This window comes from Undibacterium pigrum (assembly GCF_003201815.1).
Lineage (GTDB): Bacteria > Pseudomonadota > Gammaproteobacteria > Burkholderiales > Burkholderiaceae_D > Undibacterium > Undibacterium pigrum.
The window spans coordinates 122,707-137,593 of the sequence record NZ_QJKB01000009.1; the positions used below are offsets into that span (position 1 = coordinate 122,707).

At 47.7% G+C, this 14,887-nt stretch carries 10 protein-coding genes; 3 read left to right on the forward strand and 7 right to left on the reverse strand.

The features are described from left to right. Window positions 1–30 precede the first annotated feature (30 nt). On the forward strand, window positions 31–972 hold the full coding sequence (gene lhpI / locus DFR42_RS22175; protein ID WP_110257236.1) for a bifunctional Delta(1)-pyrroline-2-carboxylate/Delta(1)-piperideine-2-carboxylate reductase: 942 nt from the start codon (window positions 31–33) through the stop codon (window positions 970–972). A 197-nt stretch (window positions 973–1,169) separates the two neighbouring features. On the opposite strand, the gene DFR42_RS22180 is transcribed toward lhpI, so the two are convergent. Continuing rightward, the gene (locus DFR42_RS22180; RefSeq protein WP_110257237.1) at window positions 1,170–2,654 is read right to left on the reverse strand and encodes a DEAD/DEAH box helicase; all 1,485 of its coding nucleotides are present in this window, start codon (window positions 2,652–2,654) and stop codon (window positions 1,170–1,172) included. A gap of 709 nt (window positions 2,655–3,363) precedes the next feature. Between DFR42_RS22180 and DFR42_RS22185 the strand changes: the two genes are divergently transcribed. Both DFR42_RS22185 and DFR42_RS22190 read left to right on the forward strand, forming a co-directional pair. Then, complete coding sequence (locus tag DFR42_RS22185) at window positions 3,364–4,527, forward strand: HindVP family restriction endonuclease (RefSeq protein ID WP_110257238.1); 1,164 nt, start codon at window positions 3,364–3,366, stop codon at window positions 4,525–4,527. Between the two features lie 94 nt (window positions 4,528–4,621). Further along, window positions 4,622–5,527, forward strand: coding sequence for a DNA cytosine methyltransferase (locus tag DFR42_RS22190; RefSeq protein WP_110257299.1), 906 nt, complete (start codon window positions 4,622–4,624; stop codon window positions 5,525–5,527). A 327-nt stretch (window positions 5,528–5,854) separates the two neighbouring features. Here DFR42_RS22190 and DFR42_RS22195 read toward each other — a convergent pair whose 3' ends face one another. The 6 genes from DFR42_RS22195 to DFR42_RS22220 form a co-directional block, all read right to left on the reverse strand. Then, complete coding sequence (locus DFR42_RS22195) at window positions 5,855–6,478, reverse strand: hypothetical protein (RefSeq protein ID WP_110257239.1); 624 nt, start codon at window positions 6,476–6,478, stop codon at window positions 5,855–5,857. 861 nt (window positions 6,479–7,339) lie between these two features. Beyond that, a complete protein-coding gene (rpoD, locus tag DFR42_RS22200) occupies window positions 7,340–10,111 on the reverse strand; it encodes an RNA polymerase sigma factor RpoD (protein ID WP_110257240.1) in 2,772 nt (923 codons plus the stop codon). Between the two features lie 550 nt (window positions 10,112–10,661). Beyond that, window positions 10,662–12,455 carry a DNA primase gene (dnaG, locus tag DFR42_RS22205; RefSeq protein WP_110257241.1) on the reverse strand — a complete coding sequence of 598 codons (1,794 nt, stop codon included), beginning with the start codon at window positions 12,453–12,455 and terminating at the stop codon, window positions 10,662–10,664. A gap of 42 nt (window positions 12,456–12,497) precedes the next feature. Continuing rightward, entirely contained in the window at window positions 12,498–12,944 is a 447-nt protein-coding gene (locus DFR42_RS22210) for a GatB/YqeY domain-containing protein (protein ID WP_110257242.1), read from the reverse strand. A gap of 216 nt (window positions 12,945–13,160) precedes the next feature. Then, on the reverse strand, window positions 13,161–13,373 hold the full coding sequence (gene rpsU, locus DFR42_RS22215) for a 30S ribosomal protein S21 (protein ID WP_005877634.1): 213 nt from the start codon (window positions 13,371–13,373) through the stop codon (window positions 13,161–13,163). 262 nt (window positions 13,374–13,635) lie between these two features. After that, a complete protein-coding gene (locus DFR42_RS22220) occupies window positions 13,636–14,835 on the reverse strand; it encodes a BaiN/RdsA family NAD(P)/FAD-dependent oxidoreductase (protein WP_110257243.1) in 1,200 nt (399 codons plus the stop codon). Window positions 14,836–14,887: the final 52 nt, after the last annotated feature.

Sequence of the window (14,887 nt, forward strand, 5' to 3'; positions counted from 1 at the left end):
TCAGCTAAACCAATTCAATGTTATCTGCCCATGATTCCTTATTTCAGCAAAGAACAAGTCAGCACCGCCCTGCCCTATGCCACACTGATACCTGCCTTGCGGCAGGCTTTTACGCAAGACATGACGGCGCCCAAGCGGCATGCACATACTTTGTCAGAAGCAGATAGCTCCAGCCTGTTATTGATGCCGGTATGGCAGCCGCAAGGGCATCTGGGCGTGAAGCTGGTGACGGTGGCACCACACAATACTGACATGCCCACTGTGCATGCGGTCTTTATCTTGTTTGATACAAAAACAGGTGCACCACTGGCGCTGATGGATGGTGAGGAACTGACTTTGCGACGTACTGCTGCCGCATCAGCTCTCGCATCATCCTATGCTTCACGCAACGATGCGCAGCATTTGCTGCTGGTGGGGAATGGCAGCCTGGCACCGCATGTCGCCGTTGCGCATTGTCAGAGCAGGGCAATTAGCGATATCAGTATCTGGGGCAGATCCGTCGAGAAGTCAGCAAAGACTGCGCAAGTAATACGCGAGCATGCAGAATTGCCCGCACATATCCGATTGCATATTGTCGAAGACCTGGCCAGTGCCTGCCACGCAGCCGACATCATTTGCTGCGCGACGACCAGCAAGACACCTATCGTATTGAGTGACTATGTCAGAGCAGGTACGCACCTGGATCTCGTTGGCGGTTTCAAGCCAGACATGCGGGAAGTGGATGATTCATTGATGAGCCGCGCAACCGTGTTTGTCGATACGTATGCTGGCGCCCTTGCGGAAGCTGGAGATATTACGCAGACGCTGGCAAATGGCAGTTTATTGAAGTCAGCAATTGTTGCTGAACTGGCGGAGCTGTGTTCTGGCCAACATGCCGGGCGCAAGAGTGCTGCAGAGATTACCGTGTTTAAATCAGTGGGGACGGCGCTGGAGGATTTGTGTGCGGCGAATTTGGTGTGGGCGGGAGGATGATTAAACGTAGGTTGGGCCGGGCCGCGCTAGGCCGGGCCTCGCCAGGCCGGGCCGCGCTGGGCTACGCTTCATCAGCCCAATACTGTACATCAATAAACGTATACGTCATTTAAACGCCGAGTGTTGGGCTGATAAACCGTAGCCCAACCTACAGGATAAACGTACCCGGCAATTTATATTCCTTGCCTTGCCGACCTTTAAGCCTTGGGAAACCCACCCAACAAAGCCGCACGTTTTTGTGGCTTGGCTGGTGTGCTGGCATTCGATGGCGAAGCCATTGAGGCTGTCGTATTATTACTGGTCGAACTGGCACCTGAACTTGGTTCATAAGGCTTGAGGAACCATGGATCGACTTTTTCTTTTGGTGGCTGATAGCTGCGTGCCGGACGTTCGCTTCTTTCACCACGGTCAGAACGGTCACGGCCGCCACGATCACTTTGTTCACCACGCTCACGCGGTGCACGGTGTTCTGGCTGATGCACTGATGCCGCAACAAAACCGGCCAGATTCAGGCGCACGATTTTTTGCTTGATCATTTTTTCGATGTCGATCAGCAGACGTTCATCCTGGTCTGTATGCAGGGAGATAGCATCACCCTTGGCACCGGCACGACCAGTACGACCTATGCGGTGGACATAGTCTTCGGCGTTATATGGCAAATCAAAATTGATGACGCAAGGCAGTTCAGCAATGTCGAGACCACGCGCAGCAACGTCCGTTGCCACCAGCACTTCAACCTCACCTTGTTTGAAGGCTTCGAGGGCAGCCATGCGTTCTTGCTGTGACTTGTCACCATGGATGGCAGATGCTTTGACACCCTGCTTGACCAGGTGCACTGCCAGGCGTGATGCACCTATCTTGGTGTTGGAGAACACGATGACTTGCTTCAGACCACGCTCACGGATGATGAAGGACACTGCGTCGCGTTTTTCTTCCGTCGATACCTTGTACAAAATCTGCGTGACATTGTCAGCAGTCGCATTGCTGCGCGCTACTTCTATAGTCTGTGGGTTGGTCAGGAAACTGGCAGCGAGCTTTTTGATCTCTTGCGAGAAAGTCGCAGAGAACATCAGGTTCTGGCGTTTTTTAGGCAGCAGGTTGATGATGCGCTGCAAGTCAGGCAGGAAACCCATGTCCAGCATGCGGTCTGCCTCATCCATGACCAGGATCTGGACCTGCGACAGGTTGACAGTTTTTTGCTGTACGTGATCAAGTAAACGGCCAGGCGTGGCAATCACGATCTCTACGCCGTTGCGCAAGATTGCCGTCTGCGGTGCCATGTCCATGCCGCCAAATACGACCGTAGAACGCAAGGGCGTGTGACGGGAATAAGCTTTGACGTTTTCTGCAACCTGGTCAGCCAGTTCACGTGTTGGCGTCAAAATCAAGGCGCGTACAGGATGGCGGGCTGGTGAAGCACTATTGCTTGCATGAGCCAGCAATAACTGGATGATGGGCAGAGAAAAACCTGCAGTCTTGCCTGTGCCGGTCTGGGCTGCGCCCATGACATCACGGCCTTGCAAGACTACCGGGATAGCCTGTTCTTGAATGGGGGTTGGATGCACATAACCCTGATCTGTCAGGGCGCGCAAGATTTCCGGCGCCAGGCCGAAATCAGCAAACTTCACTTGTGGCGCAGTTTGTTCAGTAGTAGGTATAGCTGGGGACTTGATATCAGTCATGGTAATTGGTGGGCCTCCCGTGAGTCGAACACGGTACCAACGGATTATGAGTCATTTTTTCAAACACGCTGAAACCCTTATGATTGCTTGCTCTTCTTGATAAGCCATTGATTTTAAAAGAATTAATATTTGCGCTTTCTACTCACTCACACTCATTGGAACCCACTAAATCGCACTCTCTTGTAGCCTAGAGGTAGCCTAGGCTACATTTTGGGACTCAATTTGCAGCTTTTTGGGGCATTTTTCTCGCCAAGGCTACGCTAGGCTACAAATTGCAATTTCTAGAAGTGGCTAAATTTATTTCAGGGAACACACAAGAACTAAACTTACCATGAAGAATATTGATGAATTTCCGCTGAGTTAAAGATAGTCGGCAATTAATCGCACATGATACCACCATATAACTTCAAGCTGAGCAATAGATAAGATTCCCCTGCAATGAAGAGCTTACACTTTAGAGGAATTGAATTTATTTATCCTAATTCATTGAATTTAATGCGCAATTAGCAATAGCAAAACAAAAATAGATATTTTTCAACAAAGGTAATTTGCGGCTTTTCTATCCTCCTCAACCTGTCTAAATATTATTCCCCCTTTTCATCGATTGCAGCCTAAGACCATTGTCGATACAATAAGTTAACGTTATCAAGAGCTCTTCAACATTTTTGCACTTGTTAAAAAATTTAATGCAACTTTACGATAAAGAATAATGAGCGATACAAATAACGACAATCCTAGCTCCGTAAAGCCTAATCTATATGGAATATCAAAATCAAACCGGCATGGATTAGCTCTTTGGGGGAAAAACCAGTTCAACAGCACATTTCCCGCCTCACTTGCTTGCTGGATGATGGATCAAAATATTAATCCCGTTTATATCAATCTCAATGAAGACCTTTCAACTTGTGCGAGTGACGCGAGCCTAAGTTTTCATGACATATTTAAAACTGAAGGAACAAAAGAAGATTTAGAGTTTCTTTTTGAATCTCCTTATGCCCCCTATTCTGAATATGCTTTAGACAAATTGGATCATATTGATTTGGTCATTAAGAAGTCTGGAAATTACGTAAGGCCACTTGAGGTCAAATTAACCGTTCTTCCAGACAATGCAACGGAAACAAAAAAGGACCAGTCAATGTGGGGCACCGAGCTAGTCATTCGCCCCGACTCCACTTCTTATGCATCACTAGGCATATATCACTCCTTAAAACACAAAGCTAAAGAAATCAAAGAGCTTCTAGAGCCAGTTGCTGAGGCAATAAACAATTGGGAAAACGAAGTTGAGATTGGTCAACATCGGGACCAAATCATTGGAATTTTGGACATATTCCAACAGCAATATTTTTCTTTTCAAGAGCCGTTCTTACTACAACCTATCTGGAAGACACAGGGTAAAAGTCCTGAGCTATCTGAAAATGCGTTTGACATATTTGTCTGGAGCGACATGGCTCTATGTCGCCTGATTATCAATCAGGAACGAAAAGAATCAAAGAGAAGATCTACGCAAAAAATACAGAAAAATGCAAAAATAATTCCCGTCTCCAGATACTTGAGAGCGAGCGCCAGATTGCTGAGATGCTTGTATGAGCTATTCTCAAAAGAAAAAACAAACATAGGTCGCATATTTCGTGGAATGCAACTTGGAAACCAGACTGACAAAGAATGTTCGCTAAATGGATCGGTGACAAATAGCTACATGAAACATCCTCGTCTTTTGAATCCATGTTTAAAAAAAGAGGTTCTCAGGCACATAATTTTGGGTGGCGGTGAAAAAATTCTGAGTCCAGAAAGACGGTTTGACGCATCAATATTTTTTACTGCGAGACATCTATTTGAAATAGAACCAGCAGACGATGTCAATGAGGACAACTAGCTACAATTTATCTACTTAAAAACCTCAAAAAACGTCTTGACATTACTCGTCGACGTCAATATATTGACGCCAACGAGTAATATTGAAAGTTATGATGAATACGGTAGATCTGTTTTGTGGCGTTGGTGGCCTATCCCTAGGATTTCAAAAAGCTGGCTTTAAGATAAAAGCTTCCTATGACTCCTGGGACAAAGCCATTAATATTTACAGTTTAAATTTCAAGCACCCCGCCCACGTCCTAGATCTATCAAACGAGACTGCTGCATCAGACTTAATCAAAGAGTTTACACCTGACATAATTATTGGTGGACCACCTTGCCAAGATTTTTCGCATGCAGGGAAAAGAAGCGAGGGAGGCAGAGCTGATTTAACTTCATCCTATGCGAAGATAATCTCAAAGATTTTGCCCGAATGGTTTGTAATGGAGAATGTAGATAGGGCACAAAATAGTGATGCCTATAAGAATGCTAGAAAGATTTTCAAAAAGGCAGGTTATGGCCTGTCTGAAAATGTGCTGAATGCAAGTCTGTGTGGCGTGCCGCAAAAAAGAAAACGCTTTTTTTGCGTCGGAAAACTCAATGCTCAAGATGGTTTTCTAGACGAGATACTCTTATCAGGATTAAGCAAAGCACCGATGACGTTGCGAGATTACTTTGGTGATGAGTTAGGACTTGAACATTATTATAGACACCCAAGGAATTACAGCCGTAGGGGTATATTTTCAATTGATGAACCTGCTCCAACTGTTAGGGGAGTCAACAGGCCCGTTCCACCAAATTATTTAAAACATGATGGAGATCCAGTTGAACCTATTGGAATTAGGCCATTAACAACCGTTGAAAGATCTAGAATACAAACCTTTCCAAAAAATTTCCAATGGACGGGGTCAAAAACAGATTTAGAACAAATGATTGGAAATGCAGTTCCTGTAGAGCTAGGCAAATATGTCGCAACTTCGATCAAAAAATATTTGAAAAAAACAGAGAAAAAAGATGAATGAGAATTTCAAAAATTGGCTCATCAAGACAAAAAATTTTAGTGTACGGTCTGCGGGAGATGTTCTGTGCCGCTTGAACCGTGCGTCTTCGTTAACTGAACTAAACCCAAAATTGAAAACCGATCAGATTCTATTTAATTTATCCCAAGAGTCAGAATTTCAAGCCCTATCAATGTCGGTTAGAAGTCAATTGAGACGATCTATCAAACTTTACCGTAACTTTCTAGAATTAAAGTAGTCGATATTTAACTGGACCACGTTATTTCAAAGCTAGTTTTTAGCCTCTTCCTGATACTTACGCAAGGATGCATTTTTGCGGAAAAGAGCACCCTAGCTTTCAACTTGACGATATCCCTCAATCAATTGGTCAAGTGTTATAACTCCCCTATCCACGGATAGAAGAAATGCAGACATCGTATCCCGTTTAAGATTAATTGTAGGATTAGTAGGCCTACCATTTGTCTTTTTAGGAATAGCCTCCAGATGTATGAGCAAAATATCCGTATCGTGATTTACATCTCTAAATGCGCGATGTATTTCCTCGACTCTGTCTTGAATATGATTTTGCTCAATCGAGTTGGCTAGTGATGTAAAAATCAAAATCTTATATTCAGATTTAACTAAAAGAAGTTTCGCAAAATCTTCCAGCACATTTGCATGCAATTGTTTTGGAGAGCCCGCGCCCACCCCTCCTAGCTCAGACTCCACCGCCAGAAGTAGCCGAAATTTGCTACCTGCAAATTTGATTAGATCACGTGGATTTCTCGTAGAGACTGTAACATCAACTAAAAACTCCTTTACATTATGACTTTTCCTTGGTGCTACGAAAAAGTCCTTCGAGAACTTCTCGATGAAAAAATCTTTTATGTTATTTGTTATATCTACTGTTTTTACGTGATTTTCCGAAGTCAATTTCTCTTTGAATTCGTTGAATATTTCTACATAATCGATCACCCATATCCCCTTTTAAAATTTAGGGCAACCTGGTGCCTGCCCGAAAAAAATTACTGCAAATACGTTTCAGCATGACATTCAAAACCTGCCCCTAATCGGAAATATAAGAGCTTTTCCAAAAGAAGAAAGCCGCAATATCTATAAGATATTGCGGCTTATTTTGGTGGGCCTCCCGTGAGTCGAACACGGTACCAACGGATTATGCTTACCAACTACGGTTTTCACCGCCCCTTTCAGGTTTGTGGTCTGGACTGTCTCTTGTCTTTACGACCTGTCCGTACAGTCTCTACACGTTCTCTCTTAAAGAGAGCTTCGCTCGGGATTGCCACGATGATCGCTCACCAGAGGTTTCCCCGAATTTGAACAGTTCTACCTAAAGGCAGAGCTAACTTACCTAAAGGCAACCCAATCAATGACTTCCATACTCATACGAGCTACAGGATATCACTTGCTAAGTCCGCTGCTCTAACCAACATGAGCTAGAGGCCCTAAAACTTACTCTTCGACATTATGCCACAAATACCTTGAATCCGCTGGTGCTGAGGATCAAAACAGGTTTTTTTTCGTAGCCTATGTGTAGCCTAGAGATTTTTCCTTTCAGCTAACTACTTGATTCTATTGGCTTTTTTTACTTGACCAGCGGGTTATGAGTCCGCTGCTCTAACCAACATGAGCTAGAGGCCCAATTCTTTCTGCAAGCTCTGCCTGCTTTAATCTGAGGATAATCCAGGATTGGACAAATACTTCAGGTTTGCAGGAAAAGCCCGATGCTGCCACCTGCAAAATACTGTGCCAACAAAAAAAGCTCAGCACAATATCAATTGAATGGGCACCGAAAAAACCGACGCCCATTATATAACATTAATTACCTTCTAGGAAGCTCTTCAGCTTATCAGAACGTGAAGGATGACGTAATTTTCTCAAAGCCTTGGCTTCTATTTGACGAATACGCTCCCTGGTCACGTCGAATTGCTTGCCCACTTCTTCCAAAGTGTGGTCGGTCGACATCTCTACACCAAAACGCATGCGCAATACTTTTGCTTCGCGTGGAGTCAGGGAATCGAGTACATCCTTGACCACATTGCGCATGGAGGCGTGCAGAGCAGCGTCAGCCGGTGCCAGTGTGTGATTGTCTTCGATGAAGTCGCCCAGATGGGAATCATCATCGTCGCCTATCGGTGTTTCCATGGAAATCGGCTCTTTCGCAATCTTCATGATCTTGCGAATTTTATCTTCCGGCATTTCCATCTTGATCGCCAGCGTTGCCGGATCAGGCTCTACACCTGTCTCTTGCAAAATCTGACGGGAGATACGATTCATCTTATTAATCGTTTCTATCATATGCACAGGGATACGAATCGTGCGTGCCTGGTCGGCGATAGAACGGGTAATAGCCTGGCGTATCCACCATGTTGCATAGGTAGAGAATTTATAACCGCGGCGATATTCAAACTTGTCGACGGCTTTCATCAAACCGATATTACCTTCCTGAATCAAGTCCAGGAATTGCAAACCGCGGTTGGTGTATTTCTTGGCGATGGAAATAACCAGACGCAAGTTGGCCTCGGTCATTTCACGCTTGGCTTTGCGCGCTTTCATTTCACCGGCAGACATCTTTTTATTGATGTTGCGCAGATCAGGCAATGGCAATACAACACGTGCTTGCAGGTCTATCAGTTTTTGCTGCAGTTGTTGCACTGAAGGGATGTTACGGCCCAGCACAGCACTGTAGGAATGACCGGAATTCACTTCACCTTCAACCCAGCTCAGATTGGTTTCATTGCCAGGGAAAACTTTAATGAAGTGAGAACGTGGCATGCCGCAACGATTGACAACAACTTCCAGTATCTGCTTTTCTACATGGCGCACTTCATCCACCTGGCCGCGCAGGGTGTCGCACAGTTTTTCAACGACTTTTGCAGTAAAGCGTATACCAAGCAGTTCGCCAGAAATGGCTTCCTGTGCCTTGACGTAAGTCTTGGAGTTGTAGCCCTCTTTTTCGTAGGACTTGCGCATCTTGTCAAAATTCGTGGAAATGATTTCGAATTTTGCCAAAGCATCGCGCTTCAATTGTTCGAGTTGTTCAGCAGAGATTGCGGCTGCGCCTGCGGCGCCGCCATCATCGTCTTCTTCTTCCTCTTCTTCTTCCTCTTCTTCTTCGTCTTCTTCAGACGATTCTTCGGCAGCCACCACGACTACCGGCGCAGCCTGCTCGTCGGCGTTCGGGTCAACCAGGCCATCAACGATTTCATCAATCTTGATTTCATCTGCAGCGATGCGCTCAGCAGCAGCCAGGATTTCTGCAATCGTGGTCGGGCAGGCGGAGATCGCCTGTATCATGTCTTTCAGGCCTTCTTCGATTTTCTTCGCGATGACGATTTCGCCTTCGCGCGTCAGCAACTCAACCGAACCCATTTCACGCATATACATGCGCACAGGGTCAGTGGTGCGACCAAAATCGGAGTCAACTGTAGACAGTGCGGCTTCTGCAGCAGCTTCAACTTCATCATCATCGGTCGTGACAGTGACGACGTTATCCGACAATAACAGGGTTTCAGCATCAGGGGCTTGCTCGTAGACGGCCACGCCCATGTCGTTGAAAGTACCGATGATGCCTTCGATGGCTTCAGGGTCGACAACGTTTTCTGGCAAGTGATCGTTGACCTCTGCGAACGTCAGGTAGCCACGGTCTTTACCCAGCTTGATCAGGGTTTTCAGTTTCTGGCGACGGCGCTCGAGTTCTTCTTCAGTAGCCTCAGGATCAGAAGAGAAGGCATCTTTCAGCAAAGCCTTTTCTTTGGCCTTGCGGTCTTTTGCCTTGGCCTTGTCGATGGCTTTCATCTCGGCGCGCTCTACTGCATTGAGCGCGGCGATTTCTTCATTCTCTGGCTGATATTCTTTTGGTTTGCGGCCACGGCGACCAGGCACCTTCACCCCAGGCAGTACATAGCTGGAGGTGTCGATTGCGGCAAGCACCGCAGCATCGGTCGTCTGGCTTACGGTAGGCGCAGAACCGGTTTTGATTTCCTGCACCTCTGGTGCAGCTTTCGCTGAATTCTTGGTTGGCTTAGTCACTGTCTTTGAATCGGTTTTGTTAATTGTCACAGAAGCTTTCGATGATACGGATACTGGTTCTGGCCGGGCTGCAGATGCACTCCTGGTTTTTCCACTGAGCTGGGATTCGGCCGCTTCTGCTGGCTGAGCCCCTTTTCTTGCCGGTGGTGTCGCATTCTTGCCGCTCACTTCCTTACCAGCCGTTTTTGTCGCAAACGCGGATTGTGCATCCGTGTCTTTGGCTTTTGTTGCCGTTTTCAATACTGCTTTACTTGTTGCCTGTTTTGTTGCCTGCGTCACCTTGACGGTATCGGCTTCCAGTGAGGTCTTTATCACTTTAGGCGCTTTAACGTCTTTCGCAACCCCTTTTTGCTCCGCTGTTTTGTCTGCTTTACTGACAGTCACAGCCTTACTACTCGTACTCCGTGCAATAGACGCTGCAGCCGTCTTTGCCTTGGTGCCAGCACTTGCCGCGGTTTTTACCGCTTTGCTCGTTGCAGCGACAGTCGCTTTTTCAGGCGCGCTTGCCACGGCTTTTGTTACCGTAGTGGACTTCAGGGTTTTCGCGGGTTTCTTCATTGCGCTAGCCATTGAATCAAACCATCCGGAACTGAGGAAGTCGCCTGTGGGCACATCACAAAAAAGAAAATGCGCTGCCAGCAGATCTGTTGATCGGCATCGCAGAGCAAAATCTGGTTTGTTGCAGACTTCCCGAGTCTCAGCGCCAGTGTTTTGGGTTACTCGGAGGAGCATTACGCTCACCTAAACAACACATTCTGTGCAAATGCAAAAGCTTCGCCCAGAATGAAACAACCTAAGACCTTGAATCGAAAGCCTTTAATTATACCATGCGAACGTACTTTACTCCAGCCTAAGACTGTGCATATATCAACTTAGCGACAATTTAGTGAATAATTTTTAGGCAAATACTGGAGAAAAAATAGGCAAAAACTTCACTCCACTCTGTGTGGATCAGCTAAATTAATTAACAAATAATTAAATAACTTAATCCGCGCCCTGACTTCAATAGCAGAAATGACGTCAAAACTGGAAATAACAAGACCCCGATGCAAACTGTCATGACAGTCACGCACAAGAAAAAGTTCCAACCTTGGAAATTGCTTTTATTTCAACGCAAAGCAGCTTCAGCCGCTGCCTGCTTCTTAAGCTGATCTTGCAATTGTGCAATTTCACGGTAGCGCGCCATATCCTCAGGAGTGCGCAGACCTCCCAGCGCAAGACTCTCCGCCTCTGCACGCAAAACCTGATGGCGCATCTGGCGCAAGGCACCTGCCAACTCCAGCCTGACGATATCAATATCGGTTTCAGCCTGCTCTGCCAGCTCGGCGATCAGGGCATCGAAGTCTGAGCTACTTGCACGCAATTGCTCGGCCAGCGCAGCAAACTGGGCATTCTCACCCATGCTTTGCGCCGTAAATACCAAGTGGCGCAACATGTCTGCACCATCTGGCGCCAGTGCTGCAGCATCTGCCAGCACACTTTCATCGAGCATCATCGCCAGCGAGGGGTGCGCCACCAATATACGCATGATCTGACGCTCCAGCCCTACTGGCGCATTGCGCTTGCTCTTGGGCGGTGCCTGCTGGATACGCGCCACCGGCTGGCTAAGCTCAAACATGGCTTCAATTTCAGCCGGACTGGTTTGCGTGACCTGCGCCAGATTGCGCACCAGCTGCAAACGCATACCGGATGATTGCATGGCCTGCAACAGCGGCTTGGCATCAAACTGGGTGCGGGCGCGCCCTTCTGCTGTCGTCAAATCATTGTCACCTATCATTTCTCGCATGAAGAATTGCGACAGCGGCATGGCGTCGCGCACCTCCTGCTCGAAGGCATCCGTGCCAAATTCACGGATATAACTATCGGGGTCATGCTCTTTGGGCAAGAACAAAAACTTGATGACCTTGTCATCATTGGCATGCGGAAGGCAGGCATCGAGTGCACGTCTGGCAGCACGGCGACCAGCACTGTCGCCATCAAAACTGAAAATCACGTGATCAGTCTGGCGCAAGAGTTTTTGCGCATGGGTAGGCGTACAAGCCGTCCCCAGAGTTGCCACCGCTTGCGGAAAACCCATTTGCGCCAGCGCCACCACATCCATATAACCCTCAGTGACGAGCACATAACCGGCTTCACGTATGGACTGGCGCGCCTCAAACAGACCATATAATTCCAGGCCTTTCTGGAACAACGGTGTTTCTGGCGAGTTCAGGTATTTAGGCTCCCCCTGCTCCATGATGCGCCCACCAAAACCGATGATCTGGCCCTTGGTATTACGGATAGGGAACATGACGCGATCACGGAAGCGGTCATAACGCTTGCGGCCACCACCCTCTTCTTCACTCTTATCTATGACCAGACCAGCCTCGACCAGGGCCGGCGTATTGTAGTCACTGAAGACACTGCGCAAACCATCCCAGGCATCAGGAGAAAAACCGAGGCCAAAGCGCGCGGCTATTTCACCTGTCAAACCACGCTTTTTCAGATAGGCGATGGCTTGCGGCGCAGTGCGCAATTGTTGCTTGTAATATTCACCCGCCTTGGTCATGACTTCTGACAAGGCCAGGCTTTTTGCCGTGACTTCCGCCCGCTGCGCGGGCAAGAGGCGGTCCTCTTCCGGCACGATCATGCCATTGTTTTGCGCCAGGTCACGGATGGCATCAACGTAGCTGAGGCCAGAATATTCCATCAGAAAGCCAATGGAACTGCCATGCGCGCCGCAGCCAAAGCAGTGATAAAACTGCTTGGTCGGACTGACGGTAAAACTTGGGGATTTTTCGTTATGAAAGGGGCACAAACCCATGTAGTTTGCGCCACCTTTTTTGAGCTGCACGTACTTACCCACCACGTCGACAATATCAACGCGGGCCAGTAAATCCTGTATAAAACTTTGTGGTATCAAAGCAGGACGCCAGCTAAAGGATAAAACAAAAGGCCAGTCGAATTACTTGGACAATGCCGCTTTGACCAGACCAGAAACCTTGCCCATGTCGGCACGGCCAGCCAGTTTTGCCTTCAATACATCAATTACTTTACGCATGTCTTGCGGTCCTGCTGCACCGGTTTCTGCCACGGCAGCAGCCACGGCTGCCTGCACTTCTTCATCCGACATCGCGGCTGGCATATAGACAGACAAGACTGCCAGTTCAGCTTTTTCTATATCAGCCAGATCCTGGCGACCACCCGCTTCAAACTGGGTGATGGAATCTTTACGCTGTTTGAGCATTTTTTCTATGATGGCCAATACCATGCCATCGTCCAGCTCTACGCGCTCATCGACTTCTTTTTGCTTCATGGCTGCCGTCAGCAAGCGGATAGTACCCAGCTTGACTGTTTCTTTGGCGCGCATCGCAGCCTTCATGTCATCGGTGATCTGTTCTTTCAAACTCATAAGCTGCTCCTGAAATTATTCAAATGGATACCGCGCAAATTTGCACAGGAATCCGATACCAATCCCGTACTTTAATCCTGGCAAATGCAAACTGACATGCAATGCCGGCGACAAAGACAACAAAGCCCGCTGCGGCTGACCGGAGCGGGCATGCAAACCTAAGTTTAATGCGCTAACCGCGATGCACCCGACAAATTGCCGGACACAACAGCAGGATTAGTACATCTTCTTAGGCAATTGCTGACTACGAATACGTTTGTAGTGACGCTTAACAGCGGCAGCCAACTTACGTTTGCGTTCTGCTGTTGGCTTCTCGTAGAACTCGCGAGCGCGCAATTCGGTCAACAGACCGGTCTTTTCGATAGTGCGCTTGAAGCGGCGCATGGCAACTTCGAACGGCTCGTTTTCTTTAAGGCGAATTGTGGTCATGTAAGTTCAAACCATGGAAAGATTTATAGGAAGACCGAGATATTAACAGGAAAATTAAATTAATGGAAGGAAGATGATTAAATCTTGCGCAAAAACTTGTGGCAGACAACAAACATTCATCAAATTCACTTCACTCTTTACCTGAAACTCACGGCATTTACTGGGGTATCCCTGAAAAGGGTCAATATCACGCAGGAAAATACGTCATAAGCCTCGTATACTACCACCCAGTACATATTCATGCAAAAATACAACGCAATTTTTAAATTGCCAGGCCCGCTGCAGTGCCCGATGCCCAGGCCCACTGGAAATTATAGCCACCCAGCCAGCCCGTCACATCCACCGCTTCACCGATGAAATACAGGCCAGGCACTTTATTGGCCATCATGCTTTGCTGGGACAACTCACGGGTATCCACACCACCACGGGTAACCTCGGCCTTGCGGTAACCTTCAGAACCATTGGGTATCAGCTCCCAGCGGTTCAGCTTCTCACCCAGCAGGCGCAGGCGCTTGTCCTGCATGTCCGCCACCCTCGCATCACCAGCAAAGCCGTGGGCAGTCAGCAACCCATCGACCAAACGCGCTGGCAGGTATTGCGATAAATGATTTGCCAGATTCTTTTTGATGGTGGATTTATTACCAACCAGGTCTTCTGCCACATCCACCTCTGGCAAGAGATTGATGCGTATGGCTTTGCCTGGCTCCCAGAAGCTGGATATCTGCAATACCGCCGGGCCAGACAGACCACGGTGAGTGAACAGCAAATCTTCACGAAATACCGTACGCGACTTTTTCTCGCCCGTTTCTATATCTACTTCCAGTGAAATACCAGACAAGGGCACGAAAGGCTCCCAGGCTTTGGCATCAAAAGTCAGGGGCACGAGAGCCGGACGTGGTTCTATGATCTTCAGACCAAACTGCCTGGCCACCTTATGAGCAAAATCAGTCGCGCCTATTTTGGGGATGGACAAACCACCACAAGCAATCACCACTTGCGCCGCACGGATGATACCTGCGCTGGTTTGCAACAGAAACCCGCCCTGCTCCTGCTTTTGCACCTCATCCACTTTACTTCCCATACGCCAGTCAACGTTACCGGCATCACATTCCGCCTTGAGCATACGGATGATGTCTTCAGCACTGTCATCGCAAAACAATTGACCTTTATGCTTTTCATGCCAGGCAATCTGATAACGCTTCATCAGGGACAGGAAATCTTGCGGCGTATAACGCGACAAGGCACTTTTACAAAAATGCGGGTTTTCAGAAAGAAAATTATTCGGGCCTGCATGCAGGTTGGTGAAATTACATCGCCCACCGCCGGAGATACGGATTTTTTCTGCCAGGCGGGTGGCATGATCGATCAATACCACGCGCTTGCCACGCTGGCTTGCAACAGCAGCACACATCATCCCGGCTGCGCCTGCGCCTATCACGGCAAGGTCAAATTGATTACTCATGGTATTTACTTTCAGTGCTTTCAAAAATTCAGGCGAGATTGTAGCTTACAGC